Origin of the sequence: Dyella sedimenti (assembly GCF_022760995.1) — a bacterium.
In the GTDB taxonomy this organism is placed as follows: Bacteria; Pseudomonadota; Gammaproteobacteria; order Xanthomonadales; family Rhodanobacteraceae; genus Dyella; species Dyella sedimenti.
On the sequence record NZ_JAKWJO010000002.1, the window covers coordinates 140,940 to 157,878 of the forward strand.

The window sequence follows — 16,939 nt, forward strand, 5'->3', positions numbered from 1 at the left end:
GGGTGCGCTCCTGCAAGTCCCTGAAAAGGCGTTGCGCATTCGTCATCGCGGATCGGCGACACTAGACGTCCATACTGTATTGGAGCCCTCCCCATGCCCCGCACCGATACTGCCTTCCTGTTCGATCTCGACGGCACCCTGGTCGACAGCGTCTACCAGCACGTGCTGGCCTGGAAGGAAGCGCTGGACCGCGAGGGCGTGGAACTGTCCGTGTGGCGCATCCACCGCAAGATCGGCATGAGCGGCGGCCTGTTCGCCAACATCCTGTTGCGCGAGACGGGCCTGGAGATCACCGAGGAACGCCTGGTGCGGCTGCGCGACTGGCACGCCGAGGCCTACAACCGCCAGGCCACGCAGGGCGCGGTGCGTCCCCTGCCCGGCGCGCGCGAGCTGCTGGCCTTCCTCACCGACGAGGAGATCCCTTGGGCCATCGCCACCAGCGGCCGCATGACCACCGCCGCGCACAACCTGGAAGCACTGGGCGTGGACCCGTCCAAGGTGCCGGTGGTAACGCGCGACCAGGTGCGCCACGCCAAGCCCGATCCCGACCTGTTCATCACCGCCGCGCAGCGCCTGGGCATGGACATCCACTATTGCCTGGTGATCGGCGACAGCATCTGGGACATGCTGGCCGCGCAGCGCGCCCGTTCGCTTGGCGTGGGCCTGCTCTCCGGCGGCTATGGCCAGGAGGAGCTGGAAGATGCCGGCGCGTTCCGCGTCTACGAGGATCCGGCGGACCTGCTGCGGCATATCGACGAGGTGGCCGCCAGGCGCTGATGGCAACGGATTACGGCTTCCTTCCCGCCCGCTTCACCCGTTCCTAACCTTGCCATGTCAGGTGGGATTCATCGCCGCCGGAGCGCCAGCGGTTAGGCTCGGAAGCCGATGCTCGCTCTTCACTTGACCTGCGCAAACAAGCTCCCGGCGCGGGCCACGTGGAGACCGCAAACAGGCTCTCAGACCGGAGGCCGCCATGCGCCGCACCATCGCCATGCTTCCGCTCGCCCTGCTGGTGGCGTGCTCGCCCTCCGCGCCGCCGCCCGAGCAGAAGCCGCCCAAGCCGCAGGCCGAGCAGAGCACCCCGGACAACGCCACGCTGGGCTCGCCCGGATGGTATGCGTGGGTGGACCAGCGCTTGCACGTCAGCGACGACGGCCACGGGCCGGATCGCGGTTCCACCGAATGGAACCATGCCGTGCAGCGGAAGCTGGGCCAGGAGGCACCGCAGTCGCCGCCGGGCTCGCCGCAATGGCAACAAGCGGTGGATGCCCTGCTGCGCACACGGCCGGCGTTGTAGCGGCGAGCATTCTGTGGGATGCGCACCCTGTGCGCGATGGTTCCTTGCGAGGCCTGTCGCGCACAGGGTGCGCTCCCACGGCTCAACCCGGCGCCAGCAGTTCGTCCAGGTCTTCCTGGTCGAAGCTGAGCCGCTCACGCGTGCCGCCGCCTTCCAGCACCGCCTCGGCCAGCTCGGCCTTGCGAGCCTTCAGTTCCTCGATGCGCTCCTCCACCGTGCCGGCGGTGATCAGGCGGAACACGAACACCGGCTTGTCCTGGCCGATGCGGTGCGCGCGGTCGGAAGCCTGCGCCTCGGCGGCGGGGTTCCACCACGGGTCGTAGTGGATCACCGTATCGGCCGCGGTGAGGTTGAGGCCCACGCCGCCCGCCTTCAGCGACAGCAGGAACAGCGGCACCTCGCCTTCCTGGAACTGGCGCACCGGCTCGGCGCGGTCGCGCGTCTCGCCGGTGAGCGTCACGTAGGGAATGCGCTGGCGGTCCAGCTCGTTCGCGATCAGCTTGAGCATCTCGGTGAACTGCGAGAACAGCAGCACCTTGCGCCCTTCCGCCAGCAGCGCGGGCAGCATGTCCATCAGCAGCTCGAACTTGGCCGAGTCGCGCACGCCGCGCGCGGCCTCCAGCTTCACCAGGCGCGGATCGCAGCAGACCTGGCGCAGCTTGAGCAGCGCGTCGAGCACAACGATGCCGCTGTGCGCGATGCCGCGCTGGGCGATCACTTCGCGCAGTTCCTCCGCCAGCGACAGGCGCAGGCTCTCGTACAACTCGCGCTGGCGGCCTTCCAGCACCACGCGGCGGGTGATCTCGGTCTTGGGCGGCAGCTCGCTGGCCACCTGCGACTTGGTGCGGCGCAGAATGAACGGCGCCAGGCGGCGGTTGAGGCGGTCCTGGCAGTCGGTGTCGCGATGGCGCTCGATCGGGATGCGGTAATGGCGGCGGAACGCACCCTCGTCGCCAAGCAGGCCCGGCACGGCCAGGTCGACCTGCGACCACAGCTCGCCCAGGTGGTTTTCCAGCGGCGTGCCGGTGAGGCAGATGCAGCGTGGCGCGCGCAGGCTCAGCACGGCGCGGCGCGCCTGCGTGCGCGGGTTCTTCACCTGCTGCGCCTCGTCCAGCACGATCAGCGCGAACGGCTGCTTGCGCAGGCTGACCACGTCGCGCGGCAGCAGCGCGTAGCTGGTCAGCACGATGTCCTGCGCGCCCAGCTGCGAGAAGTCGCCGCCGCGTTGCGGCCCGTGCAGCGCCAGCACGCGCAGCGCGGGGGCGAAGCGGGCGATCTCGGCCTGCCAGTTCGGGATCAGGCTGGTGGGCACCACCACCAGCGCGGGCTGGGTGAGCGCGCCGCATTCCTTCAGCGCCAGCAGGTGGGTGATGAGTTGCAGCGTCTTGCCCAGGCCCATGTCGTCGGCGAGTACGCCGCCCACGCCGGCCTCGGCCAAGGCGTTCAACCAACGCAGACCTTCGCGCTGGTAGGGGCGAAGCTCGACAGTGAGTCCCTGCGGCACGGCATCGCTGGCGCGTTCGGCAGCGTCGCGCAGGCGCGCGGTGAAGCCGCGCAGCGCCTCCGGCGCCACCAGTTCGCCACCGGTGGGCAGCGCCTCGGCCAGTTCCTCCAGGCGCCCGGCCTGCACGCGCGGCAGGTGCAGCTTCCGGCGCGGGCGTTCCAGGTATTCGGCCAGCGGCGCCAGCAGGCCGCGCAGTTCCTTCAGGCGCACCGGCACGCGGCGGCGCTCGTCCACCGGGGCGTACCACACCGCATCCTCCGGCTCGTTCGGCACCGGACTCAGGTTCAGCTGGTGATCGGCCAACGCCTGCGCCACCGCGGGCAGCAGGTTGTGGCGCTTGCCTTCCAGCTCGATGCCGATCTCCAGGTCGAAGGCGTGGTCGTCGGTGTCCTCCACCGCGTTGCCGTACCAGCGCACCGGGCCTTCCAGCACCTCGAACGGAAAGCTGGGCGCGTAGTCGAGCAGGAAGCCCTCGGCCTCCAGCTTGGGCCGCAGCGCCAGCCAGCGCGCGGGCGTGTTCACTTCCAGCGCGCCCGCGTAGCCCTTGCCGGGGAACAGCCAGGCATCGTCCGGCAGGGTATCGGCCAGGTCCCAGGGCAGGCCCTCGGTGTCCACGCCGGGGGTGAGTCCGGCGCGCTCGAGCTGCTCCATCGCGGAGAGCTCCTCCGCCCGGCGGCGGGTGATCTCCACCAGGTGGCCATTGCGCACGCGCCGCACCAGCGGCTCGCCGCCGCGGCTGGGCAGGCGCTCGCCGGCGTAGTCGAAGGCCAGGCGCGCATAGGCCAGCGGCGGCGTGCCGGCGGCCAGCCGCGCATGGCGGGTCAGCGCATGCAGGGTCAGCACCGGCTTGGGCACCAGCTCGGCGCGGCGCAGTTCGCCCAACACCTGCGGCAGCGGCAGGCGGTGCGACAGGCGGCTTGCCGGCAACGCCTCGCGCAGGCTCTGGGTGTATTCGTGCTTGAGCGGCGGCAGGTCCAGCCACTGCGATTCTTCCGGCGGCGCCTCCAGGTGGCCCAGCTCGGCGCGCTCGGCATCCAGGTACCACAGGCCGTCGATGCGCAGCAGGCGGTGGTTGGCCGGCAGCGAGGGCAGTAGGCGCTGGCTGCCATCCTGTTCGAGCTGCCATTGCCAGTTGAGCTGGTGCGCCTTGCCGCGCGACAGGCGCAGGCCGGCCAAGCCACCCAGGAAGCACGGTGTGGTGTCCAGGATCTCCGCCAGCAGGGCGTCGCCCACGTGGCCGGCCAGGCGTGCATAGCTGCGGCTTTTGCGCAGGCTCTGCGGCAGGCCCAGCACGGTGGCGGCCAATCGCTGCTCGTGCGGTGCCAGCGGCAGCTGCGACAGGTGCTTGCTGTCCAGCGGCGCCGGCCGCGCATAGCGGCCCTGCTCGGCCACGGTGAGCAGTACCGGAGCCACGTCCAGATGCGCGTAGGGCGCGCCCTCTTCGGGCATCACCTCGAGGAAGAAGCCCAGCACCGCCGTCTCCTGCGGCGCCGCCGCGACCGGCGAGGCCAGCAGTCGGCGCCACACGCCGGGCAACGGCTCGGCACCGCTGTCGCCGCGCTGCGGGGGCGGATGGTCGTGCCGTTTATCGTCCGGTGACTGCATGCGCATTCGGTCCGTAGGGGCGACCAAAAGATTCAGCTTAGCAAGGCTCTTGCACGCGTGCGCGTCTCAACGCCCGGTTTTTTCATACCGGACGTTGAAACAAAGGACGACGCATTTCGGCGTGGACCGCCGACAGTGGCTGGGTTATTCAGCCGACGTGAACAGGCCCTTGGGATATTCGGGCTTCTGCTCGCGGCTCATCAGCCGCTTGAGCCCCTCGGCCGGCGTCACCTCGCCGTGCAGCACGGCGCGCACGCCGCTGCTGATGGGCAGGTCGAGCCCATGCTTGGCGGCCAGGCGCACCACCTCGTCGGCGGTGAGCACGCTTTCCACCACCTGGCCGATCTCGCGCACGGCCTCGTCGATGGCCTGCCCGCGCCCCAGCGCCAAGCCCAGCCGGCGGTTGCGCGAGAGGTCGCCGGTGCAGGTCAGCACCAGGTCGCCCAGGCCGGCCAGCCCCATCAGCGTTTCCGGCCGGGCGCCCAGCGCCACGCCCAGGCGCAGCATCTCGTTCATGCCGCGGGTAATCAGGCCGGCGCGGGCGTTGAGGCCCAGCGCCATGCCGTCGGCCACGCCGGTGGCGACCGCCAGCACGTTCTTCATGGCGCCGCCCAGCTCCGCGCCCAGCACGTCGCGGCCCGAGTAGGCGCGGAAGTTCGGCGCGTGCAACAGGGTGGCCAATTCGTGCGCGAAGGCATCGTCGTCGGAGTGCACGGTGACCGCGCTGGGCATGCCGGCCGCCACTTCCCTGGCGAAGGACGGACCGGTGACCACCGCCGCCGGGCGGCCCGGGAAGCGGTCGGCCACCAGTTCGTGCAGGAAGCGGCCGGTGCCCGGCTCGAAACCCTTGGTGGCCCAGGCGATGCGCGCGCCGGGTTCCAGCCACGGGGCGATCTCCTCCAGGAGGGAGGCGAAGGCGTGGCTGGGCACCACGATCAGCACGATCTGCGCGCCGCGCAGGGCGGCGGCGAGATCCGGCTCGTAGGACAGCTCGGGCGGCAGCTCGACGTCGGGCAGGTAGCGCTGGTTGCGATGGGACTGGGCCATCGCCGCGAGCGCGACGGGATCGCGCCCCCACAGCCGGGTCGGCACCTGGTTGCGGGCCGCCAGGGCCGCCAGCGCGGTGCCCCACGAGCCGGCCCCGAGGACGGCCAGGGTCGGACGCTCAGCCATGAGCAGACTCGTCTTGGATCAGCTGTTGAGCGTGGGCACGGCGCTGCCGCCGAGCATGCGGCGCTGCTGCTCGGCGTAGAGCGCGTCGAAGTTGATCGGCTGCAGCAGGAACGGCGGGAACCCGCCCTCCAGCACCAGCGAGGACAGCATCTGGCGTGCATAGGGGAACAGCAGGTTCGGGCAGTAGCTGTTGAGGATGCCCGCCTGGTCTTCCTCGCTGAACCCGGCGATGCCGAACACGCCGGCCTGGTGCACCTCGGCCAGGTAGGCGGTGCGCTCGCCCAGGGTGCAGGTCAGGGTGAGGCTGAGCACCACCTCGAACAGGTCGTTGCCCATGTCCATCGACTTCTGGCCCAGGTTCAGCTGGACCTGCGGCTGCTGTTCGGTCTCCCCCACTTCCTGGAAGATCTGGGGGGCGTTGGGGGCCTCGTAGGAGACGTCCTTCACGTAGATCTTCTGCAGCACCAGCTGCGGCTGGCTGGCCTGGCCGTTGGTGGCGACATCTGCCATGGGGTATTCCTCGTCAAGTATGCGGTGCGTGAAAACGCAAAGGACTGGGATTGTTCCATACATCCCCGCAGGCTGCCATGCGCCGCAGCGCCCGGATGGGCCAAATCTTGCGCACAGCCCTGTTTTTCTGGGAGAATAACCGGCTCGACCATGCCGACCCGGGGTTCCGGGCACGTCCGCGACGCGATGCGGGCCTCACGGCGGACGCGAAAAGCTCCATCTCCAGCATCGCGTGGCGCCCGGCGCCGCTGGGCCGATGTCGCCCTGGCCAACGGGCGGTCAACGAAATTACGGAGGTCATCATGGCCCGCATTTGCCAAGTCACCGGAAAGGGTGTGCAGACCGGCAACAACGTCTCGCATGCCAACAACAAGACCCGCCGCCGCTGGTTGCCGAACCTGCACGAGCGCCGCTTCTGGGTCCCGAGCGAGAACCGCTGGGTGAAGCTGCGCGTTTCCAACCACGCCCTGCGCACGATCGACAAGAATGGCATCGAGGCCGTGATCGCCGACCTGCGCGCCCGCGGCGAAAAGATCTGAGGATTGAGCCATGGCCAATAGCAAGCAAGACAAGATCCGCCTGATCTCCTCGGCCGGTACCGGCCACTTCTACACCACGCAGAAGAACAAGAAGAACACGCCGGAAAAGTTCGAGTTCAAGAAGTACGATCCGGTGGTTCGCAAGCACGTGATCTACAAGGAAGGCAAGATCAAGTGACCTCGCCCTACCCACAAAAAACCCGCCGCAAGGCGGGTTTTTTGTTACTCCCCAGCCGCCGACTCCGGTCCGATGTTGTCCAATGCGGTGAGGGACTGTGCGCCAACGTCGATGCCAGGGCACCGCGCGTGGGCGACAAGCAACAATACGTACCAGTTAAATCGCGCGATTGATCCACTCGTTCGCTATAACGAATGCTTCCGAGCCGGGCAAGCTCACCAGGCGATGAACGAGCCCACATCCGTCGGCAAATTCACTTGCACGCCGACGATGCGATAAACGCCAGAACATACTCGGTGGAAGCTTCCGTAAAAAGCCCGCCTTGCGGCGGGCTTCTCGTTTCAATGCGTCACGGCGCTCAGGCCGTCGCGACCGCATACCCTTTCAGGCGCTGCGCGAATTCCTGCAGCGCGCGGATGCCGCTCTGCTCGGCCTCGGCGATCCACTGCTGAAGGCCCTTGAGCGCCTGGTCGGCGCCGCGCTGCTCCATCAGGGCGGCGAGACGGGCGCGGAAGTCGCACACGGTGCTGAGGGTCGGACGCTTGGCCAGCACCGCCTGCATGCGGTCGCGGCCTTCGTTGTCCAACCAACGGCCACCATCGGCCAGCGCGCGGCGCAGGCGGCGCGGCACCGACTTGATGTTCTCGCCGGCGTGCTGCGCTTCGTCGCGCAAGGTCGGCATGATCACGTTGCGATAGTAGTCGGTCATCGCGGCGAAGCGATGGGTCAGCACGCCCTTGAGCGTCTCGGCGTCCGGCAGGTGCACGTTCGGGCGCACGTCCAGCGAGGGCGCCACGCGCAGCACCTTGGCCAGGCCCAGCGCGCGCAGGGCGCAGATGGCGGCCCAGCCGATGTCGAACTCCCACTTGCGCAAGGCGAACTTGGCCGAACTGGGGAAGGCATGATGGTTGTTGTGCAGCTCCTCGCCGCCGATCCAGAAACCCCAGGGGATGAGGTTGGTCGCGGTGTCGGCGCTCTCGAAGTTGCGGTAGCCCCACCAGTGGCCCACGCCGTTGACGAAGCCGGCGGCCCAGAACGGGATCCAGATCATCTGCACCGCCCACAGCGCGGCGCCGATGACGCCGAACAGGGCAAGGTTGATGACGAGCATCAGCGACGGACCCCAGTACGGATGGCCGGCATAGAGCTTGCGCTCGATCCAGTCGTCCGGGGTGCCGCGGCCGTACTTCTCCAGGTCTTCCTTCACGTAGCTGGCGTCGCGGTACAGCGAAACGCCGTCCCAGAACACCTTCTTGATGCCGTAGATCTGCGGGCTGTGCGGATCTTCCTCGGTCTCGACCTTGGCGTGGTGCTTGCGATGCACCGCCACCCACTCCTTGGTGACCATGCCGGTGGTGAGCCAGCCCCAGAAGCGGAAGAAATGCGAGATCGACCAGTGCAGGTCGACGCCGCGATGGGTCTGGCAGCGATGCAGGTACAGCGTCACCGTGAAGATGGTGAGCTGAGTCATCACCAGCAGGTAGATGAGCATGCCCACCCAACTGGCGTGCGTGAGGCCGTTGGACAGGAAATTGAGTACTGCGTCGAGCATGGTGAAACACCCAGGGATATGGAAAGTCAGTCTAAGCGAGGGGTTTCCGTACCCGCCAGCATGGACGGCGCAAGATATTGTCGCACCTCCCGGGCGCGGCAAAGTTAATGTGCTGTGTCACGCAGATGAAGCCCTCACCCGTTGTATGAAGGTGAGGGCGCCGTGACAATCATGCAATGAGCGCGCCTACCGCGGTACTGGAACTGGTTCACATCACCCGCCATCGGGCCGGCCGCCCGGCCGTGGCCGATCTCAGCCTGCGGCTGGACGCGGGACAGGTGCTGGGCCTGCTGGGCGTCAACGGCGCCGGCAAGTCCACCACCCTGGCCATGGTCGCCGGCGCGCTGGTGCCCGACGGCGGCGGCATCCGCCTGCAGGGCCGGGACTTCATCGAGCATCCGGAGCTGGCGCGGCGCGTGGTCGGCTGGCTGCCCGAACGTGCCCCGCTGTGGCCGGAACTGACCGTGCGCGAGCACCTGGACGCCCACGGCCGCCTGCGCGGCCTGCGCGCCGCCGAACTGGCCCAGGCCCGCGCCCGCATCGTGGAGCGGCTGGAGCTGGGCCCGCTGGCGCGGCGCCTGGCCGGCGTGCTGTCGCAGGGCCAGCGCCAGCGCCTGGGCCTGGCCTGCGCATTGCTGCACCAGCCCGCGCTGCTGGTGCTGGACGAGCCGGCCAACGCGCTGGACCCGGTGCAGGTGGCCTCGCTGCGCGCGCTGATCCGCGAGCAGGCGGCGGCGGGCACCGCGATCATCCTTTCCACCCATCTGCTGGCCGAGGTGACGGCCGCCTGCGACCGCGTGGCGATCCTGCACGAGGGCCGGCTGCGTCACGACGCCCCGGTCCAGAGCGAGGACCACAAGCAGTTGGAACAGGTCTTCTTCGACATCGCCATGCGCGGCGACGGGAACCCCGCCAGGATGCAGGCCGCATGAGCGTGTTCGCCGTGACGCGGCTGGAGCTGCGCCGCCTGCTGGTCCGTCCGCTGGCCTGGGTGCTCGCCGCCCTGACGGTGGCCCAGCTGGCCGGGCGCTTCATGCTGCTGCTGCAGATCTTCCTCACCAACCAGATCCGCCTGGCCGCGCAGCCCGGCGGCCCCGGCTACACCGACCTGGTGGCCATCCCGATGCTGAGCAGCATCCTTACCAGCGGCCTGCTGCCCATGCTGCCGTTCGGGCTGGCCGAGCTGGCCCTGGTGGTGGTGCCGCTGCTGACCATGTCCACGCTGGCCAGCGAGCGCGGCAACGGCACGCTGCCGCTGTGGTTCGCCGCCGGCCTGCCGGCCTCGCGCATCGTGCTGGGCAAATACCTCGCGCTGCTGCTGTGGCTGGTGCCATGGCTGCTGGTGACGCTGGCCATGCCGCTGAGCCTGGCGCACGGCCTCGCGCTGGACTGGGGCAAGCTGGCCAGCGCCAGCCTGGGCCTGCTGCTGATGCTGGCCGCGCTGGTCGCCATCGGCGTGGCCTGTTCGGCCTACGCCTCGCACCCGGCCATCGCCGCCACCGCCAGCCTGATGCTGGGCCTGGCCCTGGTCAGCGCGAACGTCGGCGCGCTGGTGGCCGGCATCGACAACGGCATCGTCAACTGGCTGTCGATGAGCACGCACCTGGACACGCTGATCCGCGGACTGGTGTCCAGCGCGGACGTCGCCTGGTTCGTGCTGGTGATCGCGGTGGCGCTGGCCTTGGCCACCCAGCGGCTGGCCGCCGAACGGGAGCGCGGCTGATGACGCGCCTGTTCCGACGCCTGAACGGCTGGCTGTTCGCGCTGCTGCTGCTGGCCTGCGCGGGCGCCCTCGGCTACTTCGCCACGCGCTACGACCGCGTCGCCGACTGGACCTACGGCGGCCGCGCCTCGCTCTCGGCCGAGAGCCGCGCCGTGCTGGCCGCGCTGGACGGCCCGGTGGAGATCGTCAGCTACGCCAACCCCCAGGGCGACCTGCGCAACACCATCGCCTCCTTCCTGCAGCGCTACCAACGGCTGAAACCCGACCTCACGCTGCGCTTCGTCGACCCGGAACAGGACCCGGCCGCGATGCGCGAGCTGGGCGTCACGGTGGACGGCATGATGATCGTCCACTACCGCGGGCATGAGCAGCGCCTCACCGAGCTGTCCGAGCGCGGCCTCACCAACGCCTTCGAGCGCCTGCTGCGCGGCGGCGACCGCATCGTCGCCTTCGTCACCGGCGACGGCGAGCGCCATCCGGCCGACAAGGGCAACGCCGACCTGGGCGCCTTCATGGCGCAGATGGAAGGCAGCGGGCTGCGCGCCGTGCCGCTGAACTTCGCCCAGGCCACCGCCGTGCCGCTGCACACCGACCTGGTGGTGCTGGCCAGCCCCCGGCGCGCCCTGCCCGAGGGCGCGGTGAAGGCGCTGGCCGACTACCTGGCCAACGGCGGCAACCTGCTGTGGCTGGCCGAGCCGGGCAACGACGACCTCGGCCTCAAGCCGCTGGCCGATGCGCTGGGCATCGGCGTGCTGCCCGGCGTGCTGGTGGACGGCCAGGGCGCGGCGCTGGGCCTGCACGACCCGCGCGTGATCGCGCTGGGCGACTACCCGCCGCACGCCATCACGCGAGGCTTCACGCTGACCACGCAGTTCCCGCAGGTCGCCGCGCTGGCGCTGGCCTCGCGCAGCGACTGGCATGCCACGCCGTTCCTGCGCTCGGGCGCGCAGAGCTGGACCGAGTTCAAGCCGATCGACAACGCCCAGGCCTCCACCATCCGCTACGACGCCGGCGCGGGCGAGCTGAAGGGCCCGCTGGACTTCGGCTTCGCGCTGTCGCGCCTGTCGCCCAGCCCGGACAAGGCCGAGCAGCGCGCGGTGGTGATCGGCGACGGCGACTTCCTGTCCAACGGCTACCTCGGCAACGGCGGCAACCGCGTGCTGGGCGAGCGCATCTTCGACTGGCTGCTGGGCGACGACGTGCTGGTGAACCTGCCGCCGGCGCGCGGCGCGCCGGACCGCGTGCTGCGCATTTCACAGGCCCAGCTCAGCATCGCCTCGCTGGGCTTCCTGGTGGCGCTGCCGCTGCTGCTGCTGGGCCTGGGCGGCTGGGTCGCCTGGCGCCGGCGCCGCGCGTGAAGCGGGCGATGCGCCAGCGCCTATGGCTGGCCGGCGCCGCCGTGGCGCTGGTGGCCGCGGCCGCCTGGCAATGGCGGCGTGACGCCGATGCAGCGCCCGGCACGTTGCTGCGCATGGCGCCCTCGGCCGTGACCGAGGTGACCCTGCAGCTCGGCAACGGCCCGGCCGAGCACTACGCCAGGCGCGATGGTCACTGGTGGCGTACCGACGGCACCGCCGTCCGCGCCGACGATGGCCGCCTGGGCGAACTGGCCGACACCGCCGCCGCCGAGGTCCTGGGCTGGCGAGCGGCCGGCGACTTCGAACCGGCCCGGATCGGCCTGGTGCCGCCGCTGGCCGTGCTCAGCTTGAACGGCCAGCGGCTGGATTTCGGCGAGACCGCGGTCACCGGGCCGCAACGCTACGTGCGCGTTGGCGATCGCGTCGCGCTGATCTCGGTGCGCTACACGCCCAGGCCGGCGACGAACGAGGCCCAGGCGGTGCCCCACGGCAAGTGACCGGCCTTGCACTGGCACGGCCGCTCCCCATATCGATGGGACCCTCTTCCGGACTGGAGCGACGACATGGCTAAGCAGGCGATCGGTGTGATCGGCATGGCGGTGATGGGCAGCAACCTCGCCCGCAATATCGAGAGCCGCGGCCACGCGGTGTCCATCTTCAACCGCCACCGCGAGCGCACCGACGAAGTGGTGGCGGAGAACCCCGGCAAGCGGCTGGTGCCCACCTACACCCTGCAGGAGTTCGTCGATTCGCTGGAAAAGCCGCGCCGCATCCTGCTGATGGTCAAGGCCGGCGATCCCACCGACGCCACCCTCGCGCAGCTCAAGCCGCTGCTGGACAAGGGCGACATCGTCATCGACGGCGGCAACACCTTCTTCAAGGACACCATGCGCCGCGAGAGCGAGATGAGCGCGGCGGGTCTGCACTTCATCGGCACCGGCGTCTCCGGCGGCGAGGAAGGCGCGCTGCACGGCCCCTCGATCATGCCCGGCGGCCCGCGCGAGGCCTACGACCTGGTCGCGCCCATCCTCACCGAGATCGCCGCGCGCGCGCCGGACGGCGAGCCCTGCGTGGCCTACATGGGCCCGAACGGCGCCGGCCACTACGTGAAGATGGTGCACAACGGCATCGAGTACGGCGACATGCAGCTGATCGCCGAGAGCTACGCGGTGCTGCACCGCGTGCTCGGCCTGTCCAACGAGGAACTGGCCGAGGTCTACGCCGACTGGAACAAGGGCGAACTGGACAGCTACCTCATCAGCATCACCGCCGACATCTTCACCAAGAAGGACCAGGAAACCGGCAAGGCAATGGTCGACATCATCCTCGACCGCGCCGCGCAGAAGGGCACCGGCAAGTGGACCAGCCAGAGCGCGCTGGACCTGGGCGTGCCGCTGCCGCTGATCACCGAATCGGTGTTCGCGCGCCTGCTGTCGGCGCTGAAGGACGAGCGCGCGGCGGCCAGCAAGGTGCTCAAGGGCCCCGAGGGCGGCCGCTTCGCCGGCGACCGCAAGGCCTTCGTCGAATCCGTGCGCCGCGCGCTGTACCTCAGCAAGATCGTCTCCTACGCGCAGGGCTTCGCGCAGTTGCGCGCCGCTTCCGACGAATACCAGTGGAACCTTCCCTACGGCACCATCGCGCGCATCTTCCGCGCCGGCTGCATCATCCGCGCGCGCTTCCTGCAGAAGATCACCGATGCCTACGCGCACGACGCGCAGCTGAACAACCTGTTGCTCGATCCGTACTTCCGCGACATCGCCGCGCAGTACCAGGACGCGCTGCGCGACGTGGTGGCCGCGGCGGTGAAGGCCGGCGTGCCGGTGCCGTGCTTCTCCTCCGCCATCGCCTACTACGACGGCTACCGCGCCGAGCAGTTGCCCGCCAACCTGCTGCAGGCGCAGCGCGACTACTTCGGCGCGCACACCTTCGAACGCGTGGACAAGCCCGGCAGCTTCCACAACGACTGGAGCTGACACAACACCGTCCCCTTGTGGGAGCGCACCCTGTGCGCGACAACCCAGCGAAACGGCGAGATCCGACGACGCCGTCGCGCACAGGGTGCGCTCCCACATTGAACCGCAGAACCGAGGCGCCTCGTGCCCGAACTTCCCGAAGTCGAAACCACCCGGCGCGGCATCGCCCCACACCTGCTCGGCCGGCGTGTCACCGGCGTAACGCTGCGCCGCCCCGACCTGCGCTGGCCGATCCCGCCGGAAGTCGGCGAACTGCTGCCCGGGCAACGCATCCTCGACGTGGAGCGGCGCGCCAAGTACCTGCTGCTGCATACGCAGGCGGGCAGCGCGCTGCTGCACCTGGGCATGACCGGCGTGCTGCGGGTGCTGCCGCCGGACGCGCTGGTGGGCAAGCACGACCACGTGGACATCGCCCTGGAACCCACCGCCACCGAGGGACCGCGCGTGCTGCGCTTCACCGACGCGCGTCGCTTCGGCTGCCTGCTGTGGCAGGCGCCGGGCGAGACGCATGAACTGCTTGCCTCGCTAGGCCCCGAGCCGCTCACCGACGATTTCGACGGCGATCTGCTATGGCGCCTGTCGCGCGGACGCACGGCCGCGGTGAAGCTGTTCCTGATGGACAACGCGGTGGTGGTCGGCGTGGGCAACATCTACGCCAGCGAGGCGCTGTTCGCGGCCGGCATCGATCCGCGCCGGCCGGCGGGCGAGGTGTCGCGGGCACGCTATGCACGGTTGGCGGCGGAGGTGAAGCGCATCCTGGCCTGGGCGATCGAGCGGGGTGGCACGACCCTGCGCGATTTCATCAATCCGGATGGGGCGCCGGGGTATTTCTTTCGCGAGTTGCAGGTGTATGGGCGGGAGGGGGAGGCCTGTCATGCGTGTGGCGCGCAGGTGCGGCAGACGGTGTTGGGGCAGCGGTCGACGTTCTGGTGTGGGCGTTGCCAGCGGTAACGCCCACGCCCCCCCTGTAGGAGCGCACCCTGTGCGCGACCGCCTTTCGCCCCGGTCCGCTCTTGCTCGTCATCCCGGCGAAGGCCGGGATCCCGCGGCCCCTTACCAAGCCAGCTCACTCCGGCCAACGAAACTCCACATACGTATTGTTGAACTGCGGGTCCTCATACCCACCGCCCAGCCGCGCCACCAGCGTCCCCGGCAATCCATCGGCGTCCAGTTCCTGGCCGTCGCTGAAATGCGCCCCCAGCGCCTCCAGTTCCACCAGGCGTTCGCACAGCAGGCCGGCGCGGTCGCTGTCGGCTTCGGGCACATCGCGCAGGCTGATGTCCGGGCGGCCGAACTTGCGCAGGCCGCGGGTGTGGATCCAGTAGCGGCCCTTTTGCTCTTCCGCATCGCGCAGGATCAACAGGTGGTTGCGGATCGGCGCGCCCTCGCGCACCACGAAGCGGCGACGCCATTCGTCGGCGTCATGGAGGCTGAGCGACTGCGGATCGAGGATGGCGACGCCGCCCACGTCCAGCAGCGCGGCCAGCACGCCGAGGGTGTCGCGCAGGTAGCCGGTGTCGGCGCTGTCCGGAAGGCGGCCGCGGATCACCAGCACCTCGGGCGCGTCCAGGGCCTTCCTGTAGGCCTCCGGTGCGTCGTCCTTGAACATGCGGCCCAGGCCGCCCTTGAGCGGATAGCCTTCCCACTGGCGCAGCGCGCTGTGGTGGTGGCTGGTCAGTTCCACGCCCTCGGGCAGGCCTTCGCTGCCGTAGTCCAGGGAGGGCGCGCGGCCCGGCTGGAACTTGCCGAACACGTAGAATTGCAGCAGCACTTCCTCGTTGCTGGGCTGCCAATGCGGGCGCTGCCAGGCGGGAAAGGGAATCTTGGACATGCGGTTCCTTGGGGTGGTTGCGAGGGACGCGCCGTCACTCGCCCAACGGCAGCACGGGCTGTTGCAGCTCGATCCTGCCGCGGCCTTCCGTGATGTTCTTGAACTCGGCGCGACTCACCGAGACATAGCGGTCGTTGCCGCCGATCTCAACCTGCGGGCCCTCGGTCACCGCGCGGCCATGCTCGTCCACGCGCACCACCATGGTGGCCTTGCGGCCGCTATGGCAGATGGTCTTGATCTCTTCCAGGTCGTCGGCCCAGGCCAGCAGATAGCGGCTGCCTTCGAACAATTCGCCACGAAAATCGGTGCGCAGCCCATAGGCCAGCACCGGCACGTTCAACTTGTCCACCACGTCGCTGAGCTGCCAGACCTGCGACTTGCCCAGGAATTGCGCCTCGTCGACGAACACGCAATGCAACGGCCCGCGCACGGCCACGTCGGCCTGCACCAGTTCGAACAGGTCCTCGTCCCTACCGAAGCGGCGCGCGTTCGCCTTCAGGCCGATGCGCGAGGCCACCACGCCCTCGCCGAAGCGATCGTCCAGCATCGGGGTGAGGATGAGCGTGCGCATGCCGCGCTCGTGGTAGTTGTAGGCGCTCTGCAGCAGGGTGGTGGTCTTGCCGGCGTTCATCGCCGAGTAATAGAAGTACAGCTTGGCCATAGCGGATCCCGGGAACAGGCGTCCATGGTAGCGCCTGCCGCCGCGGAACCGCCCCCCACGAGCGTCGCGACGCGATCCGGGTCAGCCTGGTGGCGGAATGTCGTGTGGCGCGGCACCGGCGGGCATCGGCACGATCTCGGGATCGCCCACCTTCACATCGCCGCGCAGGGACGACTTGATCGTCCATTCCAGGTCCTTCAACTTGGCATAGGTCTGGACGTCCGTCAGGTTGGCGCTGTAGACCTGGTCAAACCGGTAGACACCGAACAGGCTCTTGTCGAGCACCGAAGACCCTCCCCGATCACCGAAGAACCCTGGGCCGCTCACGGTGCCGGTCGGCCCCGGCACCAGCACGTTGCCAATGCCGACATAGCCGGTATGGCTCCCGGTGACCTGGCTGCGGGCCCGGGCCAGCTTCATGTCGAGGCGGTGCAGGCCCTTCTCGTCGGCATACTCGTCGTAGATCGACTTGCCGATACGCAAGGCTTCGGCGCGCTCCTGCGCGCTGAGCCGGCTCCAGTAGGCTTCGCGCTGAAGGGCCAGGTCGCGGTAACCGCGGTCGGCGGCCAGGTCCATCCAGGCATAGGCACGCGGCCGATCCACCGCCGTGCCGTCGCCGTTCCAGTACATCGCCGCCAGCAGCGCCTGGGCGGGCTTGTCGGCATAGCGCGCGGCCTCGAGGAAGAAACCGAGCGCCCGTGTCTTGTCGCCGCCACGATAGGCCTCGATGCCCAGGTCGCGGTAGCGCAGGTCGAGGTGTTCCCATGCCACGCTGGGAATCGACAGCAACTCATCCTGCGCCTCGATCTGCGTTCGCTGCGCGGGACTGATCGATGCCGCCGAGGGCGGCGCGTCCTGGGCCGAGGTCGCAAGGCTCGCCAATGCCAGCAGGCTCGTGGCGATCATCCCCTGAATCGCGTGCATGTCCGTCTCTTTTCCCGTGAAACGACAAAGCGCTTGGGCCACCATAGCACAAGGGCGGATGGAGGGCCGGAGGCCCTCTGCTACCATCGTGCGCCGCCTCCGCCCCTTGCG

17 protein-coding genes are annotated in these 16,939 nt (G+C 69.3%); 10 read left to right on the top strand and 7 right to left on the bottom strand.

Annotation, left to right across the window (positions count from 1 at the left end):
* The first annotated feature begins 93 nt into the window (after window positions 1-93).
* Both MJ605_RS05875 and MJ605_RS05880 read left to right on the top strand, forming a co-directional pair.
* Window positions 94-777, top strand: coding sequence for an HAD family hydrolase (locus MJ605_RS05875; protein ID WP_243040129.1), 684 nt, complete (start codon window positions 94-96; stop codon window positions 775-777).
* A 196-nt stretch (window positions 778-973) separates the two neighbouring features.
* The gene (locus tag MJ605_RS05880; protein WP_243040131.1) at window positions 974-1,297 is read left to right on the top strand and encodes a hypothetical protein; all 324 of its coding nucleotides are present in this window, start codon (window positions 974-976) and stop codon (window positions 1,295-1,297) included.
* Window positions 1,298-1,379: 82 nt separating this feature from the next.
* Here MJ605_RS05880 and MJ605_RS05885 read toward each other — a convergent pair whose 3' ends face one another.
* The 3 genes from MJ605_RS05885 to secB all read right to left on the bottom strand — a co-directional run bounded on the left by MJ605_RS05885 (window position 1,380) and on the right by secB (window position 6,089).
* Window positions 1,380-4,406, bottom strand: a complete 3,027-nt coding sequence (locus MJ605_RS05885) for a DEAD/DEAH box helicase (protein WP_243040133.1) — start codon at window positions 4,404-4,406, stop codon at window positions 1,380-1,382.
* Window positions 4,407-4,550: 144 nt separating this feature from the next.
* The gene (locus tag MJ605_RS05890) at window positions 4,551-5,579 is read right to left on the bottom strand and encodes an NAD(P)H-dependent glycerol-3-phosphate dehydrogenase (protein WP_243040135.1); all 1,029 of its coding nucleotides are present in this window, start codon (window positions 5,577-5,579) and stop codon (window positions 4,551-4,553) included.
* A gap of 18 nt (window positions 5,580-5,597) precedes the next feature.
* Window positions 5,598-6,089, bottom strand: coding sequence for a protein-export chaperone SecB (secB, locus tag MJ605_RS05895; protein WP_243040143.1), 492 nt, complete (start codon window positions 6,087-6,089; stop codon window positions 5,598-5,600).
* Between the two features lie 302 nt (window positions 6,090-6,391).
* On the opposite strand from secB, the gene rpmB reads away from it, so the two are divergent.
* Both rpmB and rpmG read left to right on the top strand, forming a co-directional pair.
* Window positions 6,392-6,628 carry a 50S ribosomal protein L28 gene (gene rpmB / locus MJ605_RS05900; RefSeq protein WP_131410712.1) on the top strand — a complete coding sequence of 79 codons (237 nt, stop codon included), beginning with the start codon at window positions 6,392-6,394 and terminating at the stop codon, window positions 6,626-6,628.
* Window positions 6,629-6,638: 10 nt separating this feature from the next.
* A complete protein-coding gene (gene rpmG / locus MJ605_RS05905) occupies window positions 6,639-6,806 on the top strand; it encodes a 50S ribosomal protein L33 (RefSeq protein ID WP_008211962.1) in 168 nt (55 codons plus the stop codon).
* Between the two features lie 358 nt (window positions 6,807-7,164).
* Here rpmG and MJ605_RS05910 read toward each other — a convergent pair whose 3' ends face one another.
* Window positions 7,165-8,358 (bottom strand): DesA family fatty acid desaturase, encoded by a 1,194-nt coding sequence (locus MJ605_RS05910; protein ID WP_243040145.1) that lies wholly within the window; start codon window positions 8,356-8,358, stop codon window positions 7,165-7,167.
* 176 nt (window positions 8,359-8,534) lie between these two features.
* Between MJ605_RS05910 and MJ605_RS05915 the strand changes: the two genes are divergently transcribed.
* The 6 genes from MJ605_RS05915 (at window position 8,535) to mutM (ending at window position 14,363) form a co-directional block, all read left to right on the top strand.
* Complete coding sequence (locus MJ605_RS05915) at window positions 8,535-9,290, top strand: ABC transporter ATP-binding protein (RefSeq protein ID WP_243040147.1); 756 nt, start codon at window positions 8,535-8,537, stop codon at window positions 9,288-9,290.
* A complete protein-coding gene (locus MJ605_RS05920) occupies window positions 9,287-10,081 on the top strand; it encodes an ABC transporter permease (protein ID WP_243040149.1) in 795 nt (264 codons plus the stop codon). Before MJ605_RS05915 ends, MJ605_RS05920 begins: the two co-directional genes overlap by 4 nt.
* Window positions 10,081-11,439: a GldG family protein gene (locus tag MJ605_RS05925; protein ID WP_243040151.1), complete on the top strand. Its 1,359-nt coding sequence runs from the start codon at window positions 10,081-10,083 to the stop codon at window positions 11,437-11,439. The genes MJ605_RS05920 and MJ605_RS05925 overlap by 1 nt, the downstream gene beginning before the upstream one ends.
* Before the next feature lie 8 nt (window positions 11,440-11,447).
* Window positions 11,448-11,936, top strand: coding sequence for a hypothetical protein (locus MJ605_RS05930; RefSeq protein WP_243040152.1), 489 nt, complete (start codon window positions 11,448-11,450; stop codon window positions 11,934-11,936).
* A 66-nt stretch (window positions 11,937-12,002) separates the two neighbouring features.
* Window positions 12,003-13,412, top strand: coding sequence for an NADP-dependent phosphogluconate dehydrogenase (gndA, locus tag MJ605_RS05935; protein ID WP_243040154.1), 1,410 nt, complete (start codon window positions 12,003-12,005; stop codon window positions 13,410-13,412).
* Window positions 13,413-13,535: 123 nt separating this feature from the next.
* Entirely contained in the window at window positions 13,536-14,363 is an 828-nt protein-coding gene (mutM, locus tag MJ605_RS05940) for a bifunctional DNA-formamidopyrimidine glycosylase/DNA-(apurinic or apyrimidinic site) lyase (RefSeq protein WP_243040156.1), read from the top strand.
* 115 nt (window positions 14,364-14,478) lie between these two features.
* Here mutM and MJ605_RS05945 read toward each other — a convergent pair whose 3' ends face one another.
* From MJ605_RS05945 to MJ605_RS05955, 3 genes are all read right to left on the bottom strand, one after another.
* Complete coding sequence (locus tag MJ605_RS05945; protein WP_243040158.1) at window positions 14,479-15,243, bottom strand: hypothetical protein; 765 nt, start codon at window positions 15,241-15,243, stop codon at window positions 14,479-14,481.
* A gap of 34 nt (window positions 15,244-15,277) precedes the next feature.
* Window positions 15,278-15,904, bottom strand: coding sequence for a thymidine kinase (locus MJ605_RS05950; RefSeq protein WP_243040159.1), 627 nt, complete (start codon window positions 15,902-15,904; stop codon window positions 15,278-15,280).
* A gap of 81 nt (window positions 15,905-15,985) precedes the next feature.
* Window positions 15,986-16,828, bottom strand: coding sequence for a tetratricopeptide repeat protein (locus tag MJ605_RS05955; protein ID WP_243040161.1), 843 nt, complete (start codon window positions 16,826-16,828; stop codon window positions 15,986-15,988).
* Between the last annotated feature and the right edge of the window lie 111 nt (window positions 16,829-16,939).